The sequence below is a fragment of the Pseudobutyrivibrio sp. JW11 genome (assembly GCF_900115355.1).
Classification (GTDB): Bacteria; Bacillota; Clostridia; order Lachnospirales; family Lachnospiraceae; genus Pseudobutyrivibrio; species Pseudobutyrivibrio ruminis.
The window spans coordinates 187,622-209,861 of sequence record NZ_FOWB01000002.1 but is presented as its reverse complement, the minus strand read 5'-3'; the positions used below and the strand labels follow the sequence as shown (position 1 = coordinate 209,861).

Genomic DNA, 22,240 nt, shown 5'->3' with positions numbered 1-22,240 from the left:
TTTTATAATAAAAATTACATTACTCTGAAGTGTACACAGTTGTAATTAATTATAATTAAATGTATCATGATAGTCAACAATAAAGGATGAAGTACTAGTACTTTGAAAGGACAAGAAAATGGCATTAGATGGTATTTCTATTCATGCATTAGTACATGAATTTAACGAGACATTTTTGAATGGAAAAATCAATAAAATTTCTCAGCCTGAAAAAGAGGAATTATTGATTACTATAAATACTCAAAATGGAAACAAACGATTGTTAATATCAGCAAACGCTTCTCTTCCATTTATGTATATCACAGATGAAAATAAAACTGCACCAGCCCAAGCTCCAGGATTTTGTATGTTGCTTAGAAAGCATATAGGCGCAGGAAGAATTATTGAAATTTCTCAAATGGGAATGGAACGCGCCGTTCGCTTTAAAATCCAGCATTTAAATGAAATGGGTGATATTACATACAAATATCTTTATATTGAGATTATGGGTAAGCATTCTAACATAATCTTTTGCAACGAAGATAATATGATTTTGGATTCCATAAAGCATATTCCATCTTCAGTTAGTTCTGTAAGAGAAGTTTTGCCTGGTCGAGACTACTTTATTCCAACCCAGGAAGGCAAAACGAATCCTTTGGAGTCATCAGAGGATTCCTTTAAGAATACAGTTCTTAAACGAAGCGAATCCGTGTTTAGAGCACTTATGTCATCATATATTGGTATAAGCCCTACAATTGCCAATGAAATTTGTTTCAGAGCGGGAATAGATTCTGATGCAAGCTGCGCTTCTCTTTTTGACGAACACAAAGATAAGCTTTGGAATAGCTTTACCGGCTTGATGGATGATATTAGAAATGATAACTACTCTTACAATATCATTGTAGATGGAGCAAATGGCAAGCCAATTGAATATGCGCCTGTTAACCTTACAATGTATCAGGATATGGAAGCAAAATCTTTCCAGACAATGTCTGAAGTATTAATTGAGTTTTATGCTAAGCGTAATCAATACACAAACATTCGTCAGAAATCCTCTGATTTACGTAAGATTATTACAAATCACATAGAGCGTGCTTCTAAGAAGCTTGATTTGCAATTAAAACAGCAAAAGGATACAGAAAAACGCGATAAATACAAGATCTACGGCGAAATGCTTCACACCTACGGCTACGAAGCAAAGCCAAAGGATAAATCCATAACGGTTATTAATTACTATGACAACAAGGAATTGACAATACCTCTTGATCCTGATTTGTCTGCTACCGAAAATGCCAAGAAATATTTTGATAAATATGCAAAGTTAAAAAGAACAGCAGAAGCTCTCAACATTTATATTGAACAGTCAAAGCAGGAATTGGAATTACTGCAATCTATCGAGGCTGCTTTGAATATCGCCGAAAATGAAAATGATTTAGCTGAAATTCGACGCGAATTATCTGATCACGGATTCATTAAAAAACATTCTGGTAATAAAAAAGAAAAAATCAAGAAAAGCAAACCATTACATTTTGTTGATGATAATGGGTTCGATATTTATGTTGGTAAAAACAACTACCAGAACGATGAACTTACTTTTAAATTTGCTACAGGAAATGATTGGTGGTTCCATACAAAAAAGATACATGGCAGTCATGTAATTGTTAAAACAAATGGTAAGGAATTACCAGACAGTACCTATGAATATGCTGCAGAGTTGGCCGCTTACTATTCTTCTGGTCGTGATTCTCAAAAAGTTGAGATTGATTACTTGCAAAAGAAGAACGTAAAAAAGCCCGCTAGTGCTGTAGCAGGCTTTGTAGTTTATTACACTAATTACTCTCTTATGGCTACTCCTACCTTAGAGCACGTAAAATTGATTAGCCAAGAATGAGTTTAATGTGGACCTTAGAGCTGGATGTTTTTCCAGTTCAGGGTCCTTTTTTAATATCTCATCTACATCAGATGAAGCCATCTCAAGCTCATCAGCATCTTGATAAATATCGGCAACCTTAAAGCTGAATTCGCCACTTTGACGAACTCCAAACATATCGCCTGGACCACGTAATTTCAAATCTTCTTTAGCGATATAGAAACCATCGTTTGATTTAAGCATTATATTTAAACGTTCTGATTCATGATTATCAGAGCTTGAATTCATCAAAATACAGTAGCTTTGAGCGTCGCCTCTACCAACTCGCCCTCGTAATTGATGAAGAGCCGCAAGACCAAATCTATTAGCGTTTTCAATCATCATGACTGTTGCGTTTGGAACATTTACACCTACCTCTACAACAGTTGTAGAAACCAATATATCAGTTTTATGATTAGCAAAATCATCCATTACCTGATTTTTTTCTGCAGGCTTCATTTTTCCATGTAATACACCAATCTGATATTTATCTTTAAAGTGCTCTTTTAGTTTCTTGCTGTAATCCGTAACGTTTTGCGCTTCAGTTGTTTCTGATGCCTCAACAAGTGGACAAATTATATATACCTGATGTCCTTTTGCTATTTCATCGGAAACAAATTTGTAAGCGGTTGCTCGCATACTTTCTTTAATTACACATGTTTTTATAGGTAATCGATTAGCTGGAAGCTCCTTGATTGCAGAAACATGCATATTTCCATAGAGAATCATAGCCAAGGTTCTAGGAATTGGGGTTGCTGACATGACAACAATATGAGGATGATTTCCCTTTGAGGAAAGCTTATCTCGTTGCTGTACGCCAAATCTATGCTGTTCATCGGTGATTACTAATGCCAATTCTCCAAAAGTTCGGCCTTCTGAAATCAAGGCATGAGTGCCAATGATTAAGCATTGCTCATTTTCATCTACAAGCTTTTGCATAGCTTTCTTTTCAGAAACCTTCATAGAGCCTGTAAATAAAGCTACTGGAATATCTAATCCAGCATCATCAACCCATTTTTTGAAGTTTTCATAGTGCTGCTTTGCAAGAACTTCTGTAGGCGCCATGATTGCTGCCTGATATCCAGATAATGCAACATCCAACATAGCCAGAAAGGCAACGATGGTTTTACCACTTCCTACATCACCTTGAATTAATCTTTGAGTAATGTATTCTCCTGTTAAATCACTAGAAATGTCATTAATAACCTTTAATTGATCATTTGTTAAAGCGAAAGGTAATGAGTTTCTAAAATCGTCTGTTTCCTGATGATGTGTGATATTGAATGTATTCGGATATGAAACGCCCTTTTCTTCCTGTAAACGGGAATTAAGTATAAAGAAAAACATTTCTTCATAAGCAAGGCGACGGCGTGCTTTTACCAGCTCATCAAAATCCTTAGGAAAATGATAGGCGTAAATTGCATCCTTATATGACATAAAATCATTTTTGGATTCTATATCCTCAGGCAACCTGTTTTCTGGAATGTTACAGTGCTCAAATCCACTTTTAACTGATTTTAATACAAGATTGTTGCTTAGGCCTTTAGTTAAATGATAAATAGACTGTATTTGCTTGCGGATTTCCTCATATTTATCTCTTTCAAATATTAAAGGCTGTGTAATCTTGTATCGCCCCTTGTCAAATAATAGCCTTCCGTAGAATACATATATTTTGCCTGGTTCCAGGCTGGATTTAATATAATTTGAATTAAACCAGGCTAAATCAACTGCCGTATCATCCACATATGCTGTTGCTGATAATACATCCAGTTTGTTTCTTGTTCTAAATATCTTTGGGCTTGTCTTGATGCGCCCAGCTATACTAACAAGTGAATTGACGTTATCTTTGTTTGGTATAGATACTTCAGGATAAATTAAATAGGTACGCGGAAAAAAAAGGAGTATATCCTCTATGGTATATACTCCTAACTTGTTTAATAATTTAGTTGTCTTCTCTCCAACGCCCTTAATAGTGTCAATCGGTGATAACAACTCCATAATATTACTCCACTGAAACGATATATGCGTAAACAGCCTGTCCGCCTTCTGAAATTTCAACTTCAAGATCTGGATACTTCTCAAGGACCTTGTCGCCAAGTGCCTGAGCATCATCCTGATTTGAACCTTCACCCCAGTAGATAGAAACTACAGCGGAATCATCAGAAACCATCTCGTCGATCATCTCGAGGAATGCAGTTGAAATATCAGCATTTACTGAAAGGAGGCCTGAATCGCCCATACCCATCCAGTCATCTTTTCTGATTTCCTTATCATCAATAACTGTATCACGAACAGCGTATGTAACCTGACCAGTCTTAACATTAGAAATTTCTTCTGTCATTGCTGCCTGGTTATCTTCAACGCTAGCGTCTGCAGCGAATGAAATAAGAGCTGTAATTCCCTGAGGAATTGTCTTTGTAGGGATAACGATAATCTTTTTATCCTCACAAATAGCAGCTGCCTGATTTGCTGCAAGAATGATATTTTTATTGTTTGGTAAAACAAATACAGTCTTTGCATTAACCTTTTCTACAGCTGAAAGAATATCGTCTGTAGAAGGGTTCATTGTCTGACCACCTGGAATCATATAGTCACAACCAAGCTCTGTAAAGATAGATGTAAGACCATCACCTGTAGCAATTGAAACGAATCCCATTTCCTTTGCAGGCTCTGTAAACTTTGGAGCTTCTTCTTTAACATCTTCTTTTTCACTAGAGAATACTACTTCATCAGAATTTGTCTCTGTGATTGTAAGATCAGAAACCTTTCCTGATGCTAACTTCTCTAATTTTGCTCTTAATTCTTTGATCTGGTATGAAGCAAGTGGCTTCTCAGATTCGATAACGAATTCAACAGCATACTTAGAAATAGCTGGCTTAGCCTTTGGAGCCTCTACAGCTTCTGTTGTGTAATCAACTTCCTTACCAATAAGGGCATCGTAAGCTCCCTTAAGAACCTGAACAAGACCCTGTCCACCTGAATCTACAACACCAGCCTGCTTCAAAACTGGAAGCATATCTGGAGTTCTTGCAAGTGTATCCTCTGCTTCTGCGATAACAGCTTCAGCAAATTCTACGATATTGTCTGTCTTTGTAGCCATCTCTGCAGCCTTGTCAGCAGCAGCACGGGCAACTGTAAGAATTGTACCTTCCTTTGGTTGCATAACTGCCTTGTAAGCAGTCTGAACAGCCTTTTCAAAGGCTTCATTTAAAAGTGGAATATCAACTTCGTCGTGGCTTGAAATAACCTTTGTAAAACCACGGAAAAGCTGAGACAAAATAACACCTGAATTACCTCTAGCGCCTCTAAGTGAGCCAGATGAAATAGCCTTAGACAATGTCTTCATGTCTGGATTCTGAAGTTCCATTACAGCATTTGCTGCAGACATGATAGTCATAGTCATGTTTGTACCTGTATCACCATCAGGAACTGGGAAAACGTTTAATTCGTTAATCCATTCCTTTTTAGATTCAAGATTTTTTGCGCCCGAAAGGAACATCTTTGATAATAAAGACGCATCGATAGTTTGAATCTCCACGTATAAATCCTCCTTAGTCAATAACTCTTACGCCTTCAACGTAGATATTGATTGTATCAACAGTTAAACCAGTAAAAGACGAAACTTTATATTTTACTGTTTCGATGAGGTTTTCTGCTACTGCAGCAACGCTAACACCATATGAAACAATAACATGAAAATCTAACGAAATTGTGTTGTCCTCATTGATATTGACACTAATTCCGTGATTTAAATAATCTTTCTTGAGAAGCTTAACCAAGCCATCTTTCATATTGACAGCAGCCATGCCTACAATGCCGAAGCACTCTACTGCAACTGAACCGGCATAAGTAGCAATAACATCTGTGTCTATAACAATCTTACCAAGCTCTGTTTCCATTTGACCTTGCATAAAATTACCTCCAAATTCGCATATTTACTCATGATGAGAACATTATATACTATGTTTACTAAAAATGAAAGTAAGGATTAATGCCTAAAACAAAAAATAAAAGCCACCCTTCCGAGTGACTTTCAATATCGTGTGTAAGATTAAGCACGCTCAACCTTGCCAGAACGTAAACAAGAAGTACATACATATAACTTCTTAGGTGTTCCATTCACATTACACTTAACGGACTTCACATTAGACTTCCACATATGATTGGATCTTCTATGAGAATGGCTCACATTGTTACCGAAATGAGCGCCTTTTCCACAAACTGCACATTTTGCCATGATTGCACCTCCTTGTAATTTATTTCAAAAACAAATTGCATTGACTAAACGCAACAAACGAATTATAGCAAAGCAAATTGTAAATTGCAATGATTTTTTCACTATATCTTGATTTTATTTTTTAAATATAGAGTGTTACTGGAAATATGCATTAAAAACCTTTGCTGCCAATGGCGCTGCATGCTTACTTCCATATCCTGCTCCCTCCATTATAACAGCAATAGCCAGTTCTTTTCCAGTATTATCTATCGCGTATCCAACGAACCAGGAATGGGTCATACTTTTATTTGTTGTATACTCTGCTGTTCCAGTTTTGCCGTATACTTTTAAATCGCCAAAATCTACGCTATCAGCAGTTCCATCCATTACAACAGCTTCCATGTATTCATTAAGTAAATCTACCTCAGAATCGGACATAATTTGTCCGTAACTCTTTTCATCTGTCTGACTAACAATATCGCCTTCGGCGCTTACCAGTTTATCAGCGTAATATGGTTCCATCAACTCACCGTCGTTTGCAATTGCAGAAACAAGCATGCACATGTGAAGTGGTGAAACTGTGGTGTTACCCTGACCTATGGATGTTTGACCGACAAGCTTATTGTCACTATTTGCAAGAGAAAAATTGGATGCTTTAGTAGCTTCAATCTGAGTAGGCAATGTATCGTTAAATAATAATTCCTCTGCCGTTTCAGTGAACTCATCTTTATCAAGATTGATTCCCATATATGCATAGGCACTATTGCAGGAGTTGGAAAATGCTTTTAATAGATTTTCTGAACCGTGAGATTCATTACTACTACAATGAATTGTATAATCCCCTACTTTAAGGGAACCCTTACAATTAAAGCTAAAATCAGAATTACCATTATTTGCTCTTAAATAGGCAATGGTGGTGACAATTTTAAATGTCGAGCCTGGTGGATACGCTCCTTGTGTGGCTCTGTTTAACAGAACTGATTTGCTGTTTGATTCACTATTGATGTCATCCCAGTATGTTGCAATTGTGTTTGGATCGTAATCAGGTTTGGATACCATGGCAATAACTTTTCCTGTAGATGGTTCGATTGCTATTACTGCCCCGTCGTACATTCCCATACCTTCGTAAGCAGCTAACTGAGTTTCATAATCAAATGTAGTGTATAAATCGTCTCCAGGGCTTTTCTTGCCGCTGAGATTATTGTTAATCTGATCTTTAAGTGAAATGTGGCTCTTCAGCAAATCGAATGAATAATAGGCTTCTAGCCCAGCCATTCCCTGATCCACATATCCTACAGCATGGCTAAATAGCCTTTCGTCTGGATATACACGTATTTCCTGCTTGGAATCATCGTAGCTTGTTTTGGCTATAATATGCCCGTCTGCGGTATATATGCTACCTCTGGTTACATCATCTGAAAAAGCAGAAAATCTTGAATTATAAGAATTATATATGAAATCTTTTGCTCCTTCTTTCACGTAATAAGAAAGGTAGACAATCATAGCAATAAAAACCATGGCAAACATAATTGCTATAACATATATTTCTTTTCGAATTGCTTTCTTAGTAGTCTTCTTTTTAGTCATAACGTCTTCTGCCTTTGTTTATATAAATTAATTCATCAGAACACTGTGCGATGTAGAAACAAATAAACATTGAAAGTAAAGAACTGCCACCATAGCTGATAAAAGGTAAGGTGACACCTGTGGATGGTATGAATTTGATTACGCCACCAATATTTAATATAGCTTGAATCGAAAAAATAATTGCGATTCCATTGATAACCAACATATAAAAGCTATTAGAACATGCAAAAGCTCTATTAAAAAGCATAATGCTGGTGCACATTACAATAACTATTAAGCATATAGCTACAACTGCCCCTAATTCCTCTGAAATAGCTGCAAATATGAAGTCCTTGGTAACAACCGGTATCTTATTTGGCTGACCATTTGTGAGTCCGGAGCCGAACCATCCTCCAGATCCAATTGCGAATAATGACTGTGTAATTTGATATCCTTTATCATCGATAACTGATAATGGGTCAGACCATGCAATAAATCTAGATTGTATATGAGGAAATCTATTGTATGCGAATATTCCGCCTGCAAAAGCTACAATAAATTCCAACGATAAAACAATATAATTCTTGTAAGCTATGAAAATGATAAAAACATAGGCAACAAGAAATATCATAGCTGTTCCTAAATCTTTCGAAAAAACTAATACCAAAACATGTAATGCAGCTCCTATTGTAGAAAACAGAAAGCCACGCATATCTTTGTAAGTGACTATGCAACCGCTGATAAAGAACAGATAAGTAAGCTTAACAAATTCACTAGGCTGTATGCTTATGCTTCCAAACGAAAGGGATAGCTTTGCGCCATACTCCACCTTTCCTGTGAAATGCACTATTAAAAGAAGCGCTATACCAACAAGGGCAAAAATAAATAGTTTTCGATTGATATGCTTGATGTTTTTAAGTACAAGCATAGCTAAAATAGCAAATCCGGCAGATGCAATGGCAAATACAAACTGTCTGGTTGCCCTACTCATATCAAGTCTTTCTAACGCAATAAAACTAAAGCTTAGAAGCATCAACATATTATTTAAGAGAGCTCCAGATTTGCCGTAGTTTAGCTTGGTCATTGATATGCCTATTGTAATAAATAAAACTAGCTGAAAGATAGTCAAAAGAATAATTCTAGGGTCTTCTTTTACATAGTATAAAATGATGGAGCCGTTTATCAGAAAACAGACCACCATGATAGATTGAATAGTAGAAAAAATCCCCGATAAATCTTCACCGATTTTTGCCTCAAACATCTGTATAACATCTAATAGTGTAAACACCATTACAAAGATTAAAATTGTAATTCTGGAAAAAGTTATCAGAACGCTAACCAACGTTATTCTACTCCTCTTTTTAAATGTCCTTTAGTAAAGTCTTCTTTGAATTTAAAAGGTTGATTCTTGATAAATACATCTTTATAAAGATTAAGTATTTCTTCGGTCTCTGATTCAGATTCAACAGTAAAATCTAATCTGAATTCTTTAACACCGAGAGATAGCAATTCATCCTTTAAATCAAATGCCATATATCTCTTACTGTTGTAGATAGTGTTGTAACAATTATTACAGTCACATGCTACAATGAAGCTTTCATTTTTTCGGTCTACTAGCGTAATCTGGCTGTTAGCCTTTTTACATCCGATAGTGTTCTTTACAGTGCAATTAGCTGTAATCATCATAGGAATACGGCTGTAAATTATCATCTGAGAATTATGATTATCTCTGTGCTTTAATTCCTTTAATGAAAGCTCATAAGGAATACAGCTATTATTGAATCCAAGCTTTTCGAATGATTTAACGCTTCGGTTGTTGAAAGTATATAACCTGTGGTCCAGTATTACTTTTTCCTGAGGATATTTAATACTAGATAAATAACCTAGCTCATCGTAGCTTGCTGCTATTACACCGTCTGCTCTATCATCTATATCTAAAGACTTGATTTTGCTGCTTCTAAACACTGCTGGCAGGTAAATATATACTTTGCCAGAGAAATATTGTTTTGCAGTCTCGAATAAATGGGATGGAACCGCAATAGCATCAATAAAATCAAAGTTTTTCAATGCTTTAATCTGCTCTTCTTTTAGCAATGTGATGAAAGCCTTTGGTGAAGCCTGAATATTTCTTTGAACCTTTAATTCCTCGAATGGAACCACTATTTTATTCTTCTCAGTAGATAATACAGTAGTAAGCTTTGCAATGGCTTCTCTTCTGGCGGTCTTTAAAGCCGAAACAGGCAAGAAAATATCATCATCATAATCAATGTTTAATTTATCAATTTCAAATGATGTATTTCCCAGACCAGATATCGCTTTTACGATATCTTCTTTGCTAGTGGCTCTATTTTGAGCTTTTTCAATAACACTTCCTGTAAATTTACCTTCATTTCCGTTATCATCCGTGAAAGTAACCTGAAGCTCTTTTCCTAGATTTGCGCTAACCTTGCAGTTAACTTTTATTTTTCTTTCTGAAATTTCTGCATTAGAAGATTCTGCTTTTGTATGGGATGGGGCCTCGAAAGTCATCATTTCAGGGCCATTGTGGGAATGCAAATATAAATTTGTAAATCCGCTTCTGTTTCCTGAATTTAAAAGACGTGTTATGTCCTCATCTGATACAGAATAATTAGCAGCACCCTTGTATAAATACTGGTCTATATAATGTCTATATACAGATAAAACTCCTGTTGCATAGTCTATCTGCTTCATTCTTCCTTCGATTTTAAAAGACATTACACCTGCTTCAATCATTTCAGGAAGATACTTTATAGTACAAAAATCCTTAGGGCTAAGGATGTAATTTCCTTTTTTGTTAAGCTTATTATTTTTATCATCAAAAGCTTCGTATGGAAGTCTACAAGGTTGAGCACATCTTCCTCTGTTGCCAGATCTTCCACCTAAAATTGACGACATCAAGCACTGTCCAGAATAGCAAACGCAAAGAGCACCGTGCACAAAAGACTCGATTTCCAAATCAGGGCAAGCACTATGGATTCTACTAATTTCATTGATAGATATCTCGCGAGCTGTAACAATACGAGATGCGCCTAAATTCTCAAAAAACTTGGCACCATATTCGGTACAAAGGCTAGCCTGAGTGCTCACATGAATATGAGTATCCGGGAAATAGGTTCTTATGAAATTAAATACGCCAAAATCCTGAACGATAAATGCGTCTACTCCATTTTCCACGTATGCTTTTAGGTATTCGTACAACTTGCCTTCAATTTCAAGATTTTTAAGCAAAGTATTTACAGTAAGATAAGCCTTTGCACCGTGTAAATGAGCATATTTAATAGCCTCTTTGGCATCTTCGATTGAGAAGTTTTTAGCATAAGCTCTGGCGCCAAATAAATCTCCACCAAAATACACTGCATCAGCTCCTGAATTGATAGCAGCTTTAAATATTTGTAAATCGCCTGCTGGCGAAAGTAATTCTAATTTATTCATAGATATCCTCATAAAATAAGGGCCCCATCAAGGGACCCAATTATTATACATCTGAAATAGAACCTAGAAGAGCATCCTCTAGGGAAGCCTCAAGCTTTGTCTTGTGAAGAAGAAGCTCCTTGTTCTCCCTTTCAAGCTTTGTAATTGTTTCTTCTAAAGTCTCTGTCTTAAGCTGTGCTGATATTAAATCGTGTTTGAGATTGTAAATTTCTTTATCACGAATATCTAAATCAGATTCAAGGGATTCAACCTGGGTCTTCGCCTTGAAGTAATCGTCAGCAATATTTAGCTCAAGCAAAGTAGCCTTTAAATCAGCAGAAATACGCTTGTAATCGTCTATTGAATTAAACTCGTCAAGCTTTGAATTTATGTAGTTGGCAACCTTTTGAAGATATTCCTCCTCTTCGTAACCGCTCAACGTATAAACTTTTCCGCCTATAAGCACTTTTGCGCTCTTCTCGGAAACCATATACCGCATCCTCCCTGTAGAAAATCAATTATAATTATATATATTATTTTGCATAAAAACAAGATTTCACATTACATTTTCTGGAATTGGCATGTGAAAATGTTCGTATGCTTCTTTTGTTGCAACTCGTCCCTTTGGAGTGCGGATAATTAAGCCGTTTTGGAGAAGATATGGCTCGTAAACATCCTCAATTGTTCCTGAGTCCTCTCCTACTGTGGCAGCAAGATTGTCCAGGCCAACTGGACCTCCGTTAAAACGCTCGATTATTGCAAGCAATATGTTTCTGTCGTTATTATCTAATCCTAATGTGTCAACCTCTAAAGAATCTAGTGTGGCGGCAGCTACATCCTTTGTGATAACACCATCAAATTTAACTTCAGCGTAATCTCGCACTCGTTTTAAATACCTGTTTGCCAAACGAGGGGTTCCTCTTGATCTAAGAGCTATTTGGTAAGCTCCTTCATAATCTATAGGAGCATCCAGCTTTCCAGCAGAAGCTGTGACGATTGTTGATAGCTCCTCTGGAGTGTAATAATCCATATGGCCGATTATTCCGAATCTATCACGAAGTGGAGCTGATAAAAGACCTGGTCTTGTGGTTGCTCCAATAAGTGTAAAACGAGGAAGCTTTGTATGGATTGAACGAGCTGTTGTATCTTTGCCCATAACAATATCTACGGCGAAATCCTCCATTGCAGAATACAGAGTCTCTTCTACCGGCTTTGAAAGACGATGAATTTCATCGATAAATAATACATCACCATCTTTTAAAGTCATAAGAACAGCTACTATTTCACCTGGTATGGTAATCGCAGGGCCTGATGTAACTTTAATATTTGAGTTCATCTCGGAAGCTACAATCCCTGCAAGAGTGGTTTTGCCAAGACCTGGAGGTCCATATAAAAGCACATGATCCAGTGCCTCGCCACGCTTTTTTGCAGCCTCGATATAGATTTGCATGTTCTCTTTGACTTTATTCTGACCAATGTAGCCATCAAAGCTCTTTGGTCTAAGAGCGTTATCTGTAACTAAATCCTCGTGAGATGCAATTGTAGATGTTATTTGTTTGTTTGAAAGCATATATTCTCACCCTTAAATAAATGACATTTGTTTTAGTGTATCAGAAAGCAACTGTTCAGTGGTTGTAGAATCTGTAATTGTCATCTTGTCTAAAGCTCTAGCAGCATTGCTTGGAGAATAACCAAGTGCTACAAGTGCCTCTAGTACTTCTTCTTTTACAGTTGAAGTGGTGGCAATCTTTGTCTGGCCTGCTGAAAGCTTACCTTCGAATGCATCTACAATATCAACTTTATCCTTTAAATCGATTATTGCTCTTTCTGCTGTTTTCTTTCCTACTCCAGGAACTTTAGCAAAGGCCTTGGAATCGCCTCCTGCTACAGCAAAACGAATGTCTGAAACGGTCATGGAACTAAGGATTGCAAGAGCTCCCTTAGGCCCAATTCCGCTGACAGAAAGAAGAAGCTCAAACATCTTAAGCTCCTCCTTGTCATAGAATCCATATAAAGTAAGAGAATCCTCTTTTGGAATCAGCTTGGTGTTAAGCTTGATTTCTGAACCAATAGCAGGAAGACTGCCAATTGTATTCATTGAAGAATTAACACCATAACCTATTCCATTATTGTCAACGATAATGACGTTGCCATCAATATCAGTAAGTGTGCCTCGAATGAATGATATCATATTTTCTCCCCAATAAAATAAAATCCTTTACAACAGTTTAACTTAACCTCAACGATTTTTCCAATCAAAGATGCATCTCCTGGGAAATGTACTGTTGTATTGTTTTCAAGCTTGCCTGATACCAATGATGAATCCTGTTCATTTACTTCTTCAACAAGCACCTTTTGAACAGTTCCTTCAAGGGATTTTACTTTTTCGTGTCCATGCTTTTGTACTAAGGCAAGTAATCTATCAAATCTATCCTTGATTACGTCTTCAGGAACCTGATTATCCATAGTAGCTGCTGGAGTTCCAGTACGCTTAGAATAAATGAATGTGAAGGCGCTATCATAGTGAACCTTATCTACTACATCCATTGTCTCAAGGAAATCTTCCTCTGTTTCACCAGGGAAACCAACGATAATATCTGTAGTAATCGCTACATCAGGGATACGAGCTCTAAGCTTTTCTACTAAGCCGAGATAATGCTCCTTTGTGTAACGTCTGTTCATTTTCTTAAGGATTTCGCTACTTCCAGACTGAAGAGGTAAATGCATGTGCTTGCATACCTTTGGAAGTGTAGCCATTGCCTCAATAAGGTCATCTGAAAGATCCTTTGGATGAGGAGTCATAAAACGAATTCGCTCAAGTCCCTCGATATCATTTACCATTTTAAGTAGCTCTGCAAAAGTAACCTTTTCTTCAAGGCCTACGCCGTATGAGTTAACATTTTGACCAAGAAGCATAATTTCAACTACGCCATCTGCTACCAATGATTTAATTTCGTTAACGATATCTTCTGGCTTTCTAGAACGTTCTCTTCCTCTAACATAAGGTACGATGCAATATGTACAGAAATTATTACATCCGAAACTGATATTTACACCAGATTTGAATGGGAATTTTCTAGAAATTGGAAGATTCTCTACGATTTTGTCGGTATCCTTCCAAATATCAATAATCATTCCTTTTTTATTGAGTAATGCTGTTGTAAATAGCTCTGCAAACTTGTAAAGGTTGTGTGTTCCAAAGATTAAATCTACAAATTTGTAGTTGTTCTGCAAGTGTTCGATAACAGTAGGCTCCTGCATCATACAACCGCAGAGACCAATCATCATATTCTTATTCTTTTTCTTGTAACCGTGAAGAATACCAAGATGACCGTAAACTTTATTATTTGCGTTCTCTCTAACAGTACATGTATTGTAGATTACAAAATCAGCATTCTCATCTGTTGTTTCTTCATAACCAATTTCCTTAAGAACACCAAGAAGCTTCTCAGAATCTCTTGCGTTCATCTGGCAACCAAATGTAACAACACAGCAAGTAAGCTTTCTTCCAAGCTCTTCTTCTCTTTTAGCTACAATTTTTGCAGCCTCCTTAATGAAATAATATTGGCGTTCTGGCTCCTCTGTTGGAGCATTGTTTAATAAATCTGTAATACTCATTTTAATTCCTAACTATTTTCTAATTTGTCCGTTACCACGGATTGTATATTTATAACTTGTTAATGCTAAAAGTCCCATAGGGCCTCTTGCATGAAGTTTTTGTGTGCTAATTCCTATTTCTGCTCCGAACCCAAACTCAAATCCATCTGTAAATCTGGTTGAAGCATTAACATAAACACAAGATGCATCAATGCCATTCAAGAACATATTAGCATTAGCTTCGTCATTAGTAATGATCGATTCTGAATGACCAGTATTGTATTTATTAATATGTTCAATTGCCTCTTCTACTGAAGAAACAGTCTTAACTGAAATTATATAATCTAAATATTCCTTACCAAAATCTTCCTCTGTTGCATCAAAAGAACCCTCAAGATACTGCTTAGAATCAGCATCGGCAAATATTTGTACGCCGTGCTCTCTAAGCTTTGCGTTTAGAGCAGGAAGAAGCTTGGCTGCTATATCTTTATGTATAACAAGAGATTCACAGGCGTTGCATACACCAATTCTCTGTGTTTTCGCATTTTCGATAACAGATATAGCCATATCGATATCTGCATCATAATCAACGTAAATATGGCAGTTGCCAGAACCTGTTTCTATTACTGGGACAGAAGCATTTTCTACAACTGATTTAATAAGGCCAGCTCCTCCACGAGGAATAAGAACATCTACATATCCGTTCATTCGCATAAGCTGATTTGTAGATTCTCTTGTAGTATCTTCGATTAATGTAATAGCATCAACTGGAAGATTTTCCTTCACAAGAGTATCCCTGATAATCTTTACAATAGCCTTGTTTGATTCAAGAGCATCCGAACCACCTTTTAAGATAGTTGCATTGCCAGTTTTGAAACATAAGCCAAACACATCGGCAGTTACATTAGGACGAGCCTCGTAAATGACGCCAACAACACCAATTGGAACAAGCCTTTTGGCTATATGGAGCCCGTTAGGTCTATCCCATTCTTCGGTGATTTTTCCGATTGGATCCTCCAGTTCTACAACCTGGCGCAATCCCTCTGCCATCCCGCTAATTCGAGATTCATCTAATTTCAATCGATCTAGCAATCCCTGGGATAATCCCTTTTTCTCACCGTTAGCCATATCGATTTTATTAGCACTAATAATATCAGCGCTATTTTCCTCAAGGGCATCTGCAACTGCTAATATCCCTTTGTTTTTAGCCTCGGTAGATAATAAAGCTACTTTGTACTTTGCTGCCTTTGCTTTTGTTGCCTGCTCAATTAATGTCATGATCTACTTCCTTTCAAAACCAAGTTTTCAGTAACAATACAATCCATCGGTATATCATGGGATTCGATTTGAATATTCTCCGCCAGCTGCTTTGAAAAGCAAGGCGCAATGCTTGTTATTTTTGGATGCTTTTCGAAAAATCTATCATAAAAGCCGCCTCCATAACCAATTCTATTAAGCTTTTTATCGAATATCAACCCTGGGGTTATAGAAATAATTGACTGATTGAAATCAGTAAGTAAATTCATGTCAGATTTCGGTTCCATAATATTGTATGAACCAATAGAAAAATCCTTTTCTAAATCGACTATTTCATAGAAATATAACTGATGATTCTTTTTATCACATTTTGGGAAATATAGATGCTTTCCCTGCTGTAATAAAATGGAATATAACTGTTTTAAATTAACTTCACTTCCAAATGAATAATAGCATAAAAAAATATTAGCTCCTTTAAAATCAGATTCTAAAAGAGCCAAAACATTTTCACTAATAAGGGATGACAATCGATTTCTTTCTGAAATTGAAATACCATCTCTAATACTTTTATAAGTTAATCTAATATCATTACTAGTTTGACTTACTTCCATATTTTTCGCCAAGGTTTTCTACCTTACCATCTTCGTCTACGATATCGATATTGTTAAGCTGGGTTCTGATATTGCCCTTAATTGCATCAATATAAGCTCTTCTAAGCTTAGCCTGCTCTGCTTTTTCAGCATCAGTAAGACCTTCACCTTTCTGCTTATGGTAAAGTTCATTAATTCTTGCGATATCTTTCTCTGTAATCATAATTAATCCTCTAACAAATCTAATATATGGACATCATCTCTTTTATTTGCTGTAAAGAGTGTGCCTTTATCTTTATTTTCGAAAATACGATGAATATTTCCTATATGTGTGCCGTTTGTAATAACCATATCCGCACCAGAATATGTAGCTATTTGTGCTGCTCTAAGCTTTGCAGTCATTCCTCCTGTGCCAACATTTGATGTACTATCAGATGAAGCCATCTCAAAAACAGAGTCTATATCCTTTACAACTGGCACAAACTCAGCATTAGGGTTTGTGTTTGGATTGTCAGTATAAAGACCATCTATATCTGATAAAAGAATAAGTGCATCAGCGTTAACAAGGGCTGCAACAATAGCCGACAATGAATCATTGTCACCAAATTGAATTTCATGAGTGGCAACAGTATCATTTTCATTAACTACAGGAATAACCCCTAGATTAAACAGCTGTTCAAAGGTATTACGAGCATTTTCTCTAGATTCTGGATCGGTCATTGTCTTTTTGGTCATAAGAATCTGGCCGGCTCTTTGATTGTACTCAGAAAAAAGCTTTTGATAAACCGACATAAGATAAGCCTGGCCAATAGAAGCACAAGCCTGCTTTGTAGCCAAATCTGAAGGACGTTCTTTTAAACCAATTGCATATCGTCCAACAGCAATCGCACCTGAAGATACAAGACATACATCCTTGCCTTGAGCACGCAAATCACAGAGCTGTCGAACAAGTCGTTCCAACTTTGTGTAATCAATATTTCCAGTTGCATCATGTGTTATGGTTGATGAACCAACCTTTACAATAACTCTTTTCTTTTTTGTAAAATCTACACCGTACATATTCTTCCCCCAAATAATATCCGGTACATAATACCACTATTTTTGCATATATTCAATAAATTGGGCCTTAGGAATTGGTTTTGAAAAATAATATCCCTGCAAATAATCTACATTTAGATCTTGCAACATTTTGACATGCTTTTCCGTTTCCACGCCTTCAACTAAAATCTCACAGCCTATATCATGAATCATCTTGACAGTATTATTAAGAATAATCCTTCCTCTTTCATGATTTTCAGCATTCCAAAGTAAAGTCTTATCGATTTTTATAACATTAAAATCCAATGAGAAAATGCCTTCCATGTTGGAATATCCTGTTCCGTAATCGTCCATAGATATTGAAAAACCAACTGATTTGAGCTTGTGCGCAACAGTTGCAAGTATATCATAATCTTCAGCACCAACTGTTTCAGTGATTTCAAAATTTATCATAGAATGATCTATGTTGTATTCATCTACTATGTTAGTAATATGTTTAAAGAAACCAGGCTTAAGACATTGAACAACTGATAGATTTACATTTATACAATCAATTATGTTATTTGTTTGAATGTTTTCTTTTATGAAATTGCATACTTCTCTAAGAACATAATCATCTATCTGTTCAACCATACCAATTTGTTCTGCAATAGGGATGAATTCCTCAGGTGAAATATAACCAAGTTCTTTATCCTTCATTCTAATCAAAGCTTCTGCTCCATGAAGTTTAAAATCCTTCATATAAACAGTAGGTTGATAGTATACTTCAAAGCCATCGTTGGCAATATTCTTTCTGATAGCCTTCTCTATATCAGAACGACGCATTATCCACTCTATTGTAGCGTTATTGTTGGCTACGCTTGAAGGAACAATGCAATCAGAAATGTACATAATATCGTCAATATTCTTTAAATCGCCAGGTATAGACATTTGAAAAATATTTGCATCAAGCTTAATGGCGGAATCATTTAATTCCCAGATGTTACTAAATCTGTTCTCAATGGTTGTTATAAGTTTTTCTACAAGACTACTCTCGTTTTTGCTGCATATGAGTACAAAAGTCTCTCTGGTTGGATGATATATTTGGTAAGCAGGAATTAACGATTTAAAAAACTCTGCGCAGGATAAAATAAGTAAGTCATAATTTGAAGAACGGGCTATTCTTTCAAGTTTATTAGCGTTTAAAATCTTTACAAAAACCAAAGTTGAATGTTCATTCATAACAAGCATATTGTGAACATCCATCTGGAAGGCTCTTCTATTATAAAGGCGGGTTCCTGCATCGATTCTATCGTCCTCATTTTCAACTGCAAGCATAGCTCCCATCATTCCTAAAGCTTCCGCCAACAATTCACATCTAATATTTATAAATTTGTATTGTATCCATACACCGATAAAGACAATAAAGAAGAAATAGATGAGTGCCACACTTTTTCTGTGAGTAAGTGCTTTCCATGAAAACAATATTTCAAAGAATGCTAATACAAAATAGAAAATTGCCGCCCAATATATGAAGTACTCGCCAGTATTTCTATGGAACACGTTGTTGGAATCATAGTAGAACACCCAATTTGTAAAAGGATTTGACAGTGCAATTATTTCTGTAATAAAAAAAGGAACCTGTAAAAGCATTCCAGAAATAAAATCTCGTCTTCTATTTTTGCCAGTTACACTACATACATAATTATACAAAGCAGGACATAATGCTGTGTGAAATATAAAATATGTATTTTGTGATAACAGCAACAAATATTGATTATATATGGATTCCGAAGAAGTTATTTCAAAATATGCTGTAAATATTTGAGATAATGAATTAAACGCAATTATAAAAAGCAAAAACAAAAACCATCTGTGCTGAGCTTTTTCTGTTCTTCTTTTAAGTAAAGTCAACAAAAGAATAGATATCGTTATTGCAAGAGCTGCTGTAAAAAAAGCTATATGTAATTGATTTCTAATTAATATCATCAAATTCCTCCAGTAGAATTAATTCAAAAAACAAAGATAATTCTAACAAATATTTAAACTTTTGTTAACAAAAAAATGCTCCCCGTAATAAACGAGGAGCATAAATATAAATAATGCTTATTTATCAATGTATTCAATTGCGCTTTCAGCTGCGATTCTACCATAAACAACGATATCAGCAACAGCATTACCACCAAGACGGTTAGCGCCGTGGATACCACCAGTAACCTCACCGCAAGCATATAAGCCTTCGATTGGATTACCATCAGTATCAATAACCTCTGCAGAAGTGTTAATCTTAACACCACCCATACAGTGATGGATACCAGGTCCAACGTTTACTGCATAGTAAGGACCAGAAGAAAGGTCAGTCTTTACAGCACCGATTTCACGTCCGAAGTCTTCATCAACTCCAGATGCAACGTAACCAGACCATGTCTCTACTGTTTCTTTTAAAGCTGCAGTTGCATCAGCATCAAATTCCATTGCCTTTGCAAGATCATCAAGAGTATCACCATTTACAAGGTATCCACCCTTTTCAAGCTTAGAAATAACAGCTGAACCTTCATACATATCCTGGTTTACGATAAGCCATACATTACCTGTAGGCTGCTCGATTTCTGCTGCTGAAACTTCATCACGAGTACCTGTCTCGTTGAAGAATCTGTGGCCTTCCTTATTAACAAGGATAGCACCATCACCACGAAGAGCCTCACCAACTAATGTACCATCTGTTGGAACAACTGTAGGATGAAGCTGAATCTGATCAAGATCAACAAAATCAGCGTTAAGATCTCCTAAGAAATCAATTGCATCACCACTTGCTGTAGTAACGTTTGTAGAAATGTATCCTTCTAAGTCAGGACGATATTCTGTAACCTTATCCATGTTACCACCGAAACCACCTGTAGCTACAATTACAGCATCGGCATGAATTGTAACATTGTTTCCAGATGAGCCTGTAGCCTTAACGCCTGCAGCCTTACCATCTTCCATAATGATTTCTGTAGCAGCTGTGTTTGTATGAACTTCGATTCCAAGCTCATCCATTCTTGCAGAAAGCTTATCTACAAGGTAAGAACCAACTGGAATAATGTTTCCGTCAGCATCAACTGGTCTATGTGTACGGTTTGCACTTAAACCACCCATAGTTGCAAGAGGTCCGTTTAATTCGATACCCTCTGAATCAAGCCAATCGATGGCACCTGATGTATTTTCAGCTAATACCTTTACAAGCTCAGGATCGTTCATGTTCTTACCACTTGCCATTGTATCATCGATAAATGACTGAACTGAATCTTCAACACCCTGCTCTTCCTCATAATGAGTCTCAGCAGCGTTCATACCAGAACTTGCACGTGCAGTGTTACCACCAAGGATTGAGTTCTTCTCGAGAAGGATAACTGACTTTCCTTCCTCTGCAGCACTGATAGCAGCTGTCATACCAGCTCCACCACCACCGATAACTACGATATCAGCAGTTCCTTCGTAGTCCTCGGCAACAGTCTTTGTACCATTAGAACCATCAGCAACAACGCCAGCTTCATTAAGGGCTGCATTTACAGCCTCAAGGAAACCTGTAGAACTGTATGTAGCGCCAGCGATAATGTCTACATTACTGTTCTGCTCTTCAATAATTTGAGTCTTTAAGTTACTCATTGCAACACCACCAACTGAAGGTGTTTCATCTGGAGCCTCGTAAGTAATATCTGTAATAGTGTCACCATCGACAAATACTGTAACTTCGATGTTACCTCCAAAGCCTTGTGCATTAGCAACATAAGACTTACCAGAAGCTCCTTTCTTTACGAGTGGAGCTAAACCACAGAATAATGCAAGTAATATACAGATTGTTACACCTAAAATTTTCTTTGTACTATTACGCATATTTCCTCCTTACAAAATGATCTTTCTTGGACAAGCTTCTGCACATTTGCCACAGCTTGTACATTTATCTTGATCTATGTGAGCAAAGAATCCATCAACATGAATAGCATCGCTTTCACAGACCTTTTCGCACTTGTGGCAACCAATACAGCCAACTTTACAAACGCTCATAACATCTTTTCCCTTGTCATTATTGTGACAACGAACAGCGTGACCAAAATCGTAAGGAATAAGCTCGATAAGATGATTTGGACATACAGCCACACACTTACCACAAGCCTTACAAGCTTCTTTGTCAACTAAAGCTACACCGTCAACAATATGAATAGCGTCAAATGGACAAGCCTTAACGCATGAGCCGAAGCCCATACAACCATAAGAGCAAGCCTTAGGACCGCCGCCTGGCACATATGCCATAGCCTGGCAATCCTCGACGCCTGTGTAATCGTAAAGCTGAGTAGCATTCTCACATGTTCCGTGACACATTACAAATGCAACTTTACGAACACCTTCTTCAGCAGCTACACCCATAATCTCAGAAATCTGAGCCGCAACAGGTGCTCCACCAACTGGGCACTGATTTACAGGTGCCTCTCCCTTTGCAATAGCTGCAGCCAAGCCGGAACATCCAGCGTATCCACAACCACCACAGTTATTTCCTGGAAGTGCTGCAAGAACAGCCTCTTCACGTGGATCAACTTCAACCTTAAACTTTTCAGATGAAAAGCAAAGGAAAAATCCAATTATACAACCGGTAGCGCCAACTATAACAGCTGCCAGTAAAATTCCTGTTATACTCAT

The 22,240-nt window shown here is 36.8% G+C and carries 19 protein-coding genes; 1 reads left to right on the top strand and 18 read right to left on the bottom strand.

Annotated features, from left to right (window positions below):
* Positions 1 to 118 precede the first annotated feature (118 nt).
* Positions 119 to 1,870 carry an Rqc2 family fibronectin-binding protein gene (locus BM102_RS03200; RefSeq protein ID WP_090478861.1) on the top strand — a complete coding sequence of 584 codons (1,752 nt, stop codon included), beginning with the start codon at positions 119 to 121 and terminating at the stop codon, positions 1,868 to 1,870.
* Here BM102_RS03200 and recG read toward each other — a convergent pair.
* From recG to BM102_RS03110, 18 genes are all read right to left on the bottom strand, one after another.
* Entirely contained in the window at positions 1,838 to 3,886 is a 2,049-nt protein-coding gene (gene recG / locus BM102_RS03195) for an ATP-dependent DNA helicase RecG (RefSeq protein WP_090478858.1), read from the bottom strand. The genes BM102_RS03200 and recG overlap by 33 nt on opposite strands.
* 4 nt (positions 3,887 to 3,890) lie before the next feature.
* Positions 3,891 to 5,426 carry a DAK2 domain-containing protein gene (locus BM102_RS03190; protein ID WP_090478855.1) on the bottom strand — a complete coding sequence of 512 codons (1,536 nt, stop codon included), beginning with the start codon at positions 5,424 to 5,426 and terminating at the stop codon, positions 3,891 to 3,893.
* A 13-nt stretch (positions 5,427 to 5,439) separates the two neighbouring features.
* Positions 5,440 to 5,799: an Asp23/Gls24 family envelope stress response protein gene (locus BM102_RS03185; protein WP_033154141.1), complete on the bottom strand. Its 360-nt coding sequence runs from the start codon at positions 5,797 to 5,799 to the stop codon at positions 5,440 to 5,442.
* Between the two features lie 140 nt (positions 5,800 to 5,939).
* The gene (rpmB, locus tag BM102_RS03180; protein WP_015549663.1) at positions 5,940 to 6,125 is read right to left on the bottom strand and encodes a 50S ribosomal protein L28; all 186 of its coding nucleotides are present in this window, start codon (positions 6,123 to 6,125) and stop codon (positions 5,940 to 5,942) included.
* 135 nt (positions 6,126 to 6,260) lie between these two features.
* Positions 6,261 to 7,691, bottom strand: coding sequence for a peptidoglycan D,D-transpeptidase FtsI family protein (locus BM102_RS03175; RefSeq protein ID WP_090478852.1), 1,431 nt, complete (start codon positions 7,689 to 7,691; stop codon positions 6,261 to 6,263).
* Entirely contained in the window at positions 7,684 to 8,931 is a 1,248-nt protein-coding gene (locus BM102_RS03170; protein ID WP_177194887.1) for an FtsW/RodA/SpoVE family cell cycle protein, read from the bottom strand. The genes BM102_RS03175 and BM102_RS03170 overlap by 8 nt, the downstream gene beginning before the upstream one ends.
* An 83-nt stretch (positions 8,932 to 9,014) precedes the next feature.
* The gene (locus tag BM102_RS03165) at positions 9,015 to 11,123 is read right to left on the bottom strand and encodes a U32 family peptidase (protein ID WP_177194886.1); all 2,109 of its coding nucleotides are present in this window, start codon (positions 11,121 to 11,123) and stop codon (positions 9,015 to 9,017) included.
* 43 nt (positions 11,124 to 11,166) lie between these two features.
* Positions 11,167 to 11,592 (bottom strand): cell division protein ZapA, encoded by a 426-nt coding sequence (locus BM102_RS03160; RefSeq protein ID WP_044934527.1) that lies wholly within the window; start codon positions 11,590 to 11,592, stop codon positions 11,167 to 11,169.
* A 66-nt stretch (positions 11,593 to 11,658) separates the two neighbouring features.
* Positions 11,659 to 12,672 (bottom strand): Holliday junction branch migration DNA helicase RuvB, encoded by a 1,014-nt coding sequence (gene ruvB, locus BM102_RS03155; RefSeq protein WP_033154145.1) that lies wholly within the window; start codon positions 12,670 to 12,672, stop codon positions 11,659 to 11,661.
* Between the two features lie 12 nt (positions 12,673 to 12,684).
* Positions 12,685 to 13,293, bottom strand: a complete 609-nt coding sequence (ruvA, locus tag BM102_RS03150; protein ID WP_090478844.1) for a Holliday junction branch migration protein RuvA — start codon at positions 13,291 to 13,293, stop codon at positions 12,685 to 12,687.
* The gene (gene miaB / locus BM102_RS03145; RefSeq protein WP_090393923.1) at positions 13,290 to 14,720 is read right to left on the bottom strand and encodes a tRNA (N6-isopentenyl adenosine(37)-C2)-methylthiotransferase MiaB; all 1,431 of its coding nucleotides are present in this window, start codon (positions 14,718 to 14,720) and stop codon (positions 13,290 to 13,292) included. Before miaB ends, ruvA begins: the two co-directional genes overlap by 4 nt.
* A 12-nt stretch (positions 14,721 to 14,732) precedes the next feature.
* Positions 14,733 to 15,977: a glutamate-5-semialdehyde dehydrogenase gene (locus tag BM102_RS03140; RefSeq protein ID WP_090478841.1), complete on the bottom strand. Its 1,245-nt coding sequence runs from the start codon at positions 15,975 to 15,977 to the stop codon at positions 14,733 to 14,735.
* The gene (locus BM102_RS03135; RefSeq protein ID WP_090478838.1) at positions 15,974 to 16,567 is read right to left on the bottom strand and encodes a 5-formyltetrahydrofolate cyclo-ligase; all 594 of its coding nucleotides are present in this window, start codon (positions 16,565 to 16,567) and stop codon (positions 15,974 to 15,976) included. The genes BM102_RS03140 and BM102_RS03135 overlap by 4 nt, the downstream gene beginning before the upstream one ends.
* Positions 16,548 to 16,769: a DUF896 domain-containing protein gene (locus BM102_RS03130; protein ID WP_177175553.1), complete on the bottom strand. Its 222-nt coding sequence runs from the start codon at positions 16,767 to 16,769 to the stop codon at positions 16,548 to 16,550. Before BM102_RS03130 ends, BM102_RS03135 begins: the two co-directional genes overlap by 20 nt.
* Before the next feature lie 2 nt (positions 16,770 to 16,771).
* Positions 16,772 to 17,605 (bottom strand): glutamate 5-kinase, encoded by an 834-nt coding sequence (gene proB, locus BM102_RS03125; RefSeq protein WP_074788937.1) that lies wholly within the window; start codon positions 17,603 to 17,605, stop codon positions 16,772 to 16,774.
* A gap of 36 nt (positions 17,606 to 17,641) precedes the next feature.
* Positions 17,642 to 19,552, bottom strand: a complete 1,911-nt coding sequence (locus BM102_RS03120) for an EAL domain-containing protein (protein WP_090478835.1) — start codon at positions 19,550 to 19,552, stop codon at positions 17,642 to 17,644.
* 117 nt (positions 19,553 to 19,669) lie between these two features.
* Positions 19,670 to 21,439: a flavocytochrome c gene (locus BM102_RS03115; RefSeq protein WP_090478831.1), complete on the bottom strand. Its 1,770-nt coding sequence runs from the start codon at positions 21,437 to 21,439 to the stop codon at positions 19,670 to 19,672.
* Positions 21,440 to 21,448: 9 nt separating this feature from the next.
* The gene (locus BM102_RS03110) at positions 21,449 to 22,240 is read right to left on the bottom strand and encodes an RnfABCDGE type electron transport complex subunit B (protein WP_044934543.1); all 792 of its coding nucleotides are present in this window, start codon (positions 22,238 to 22,240) and stop codon (positions 21,449 to 21,451) included.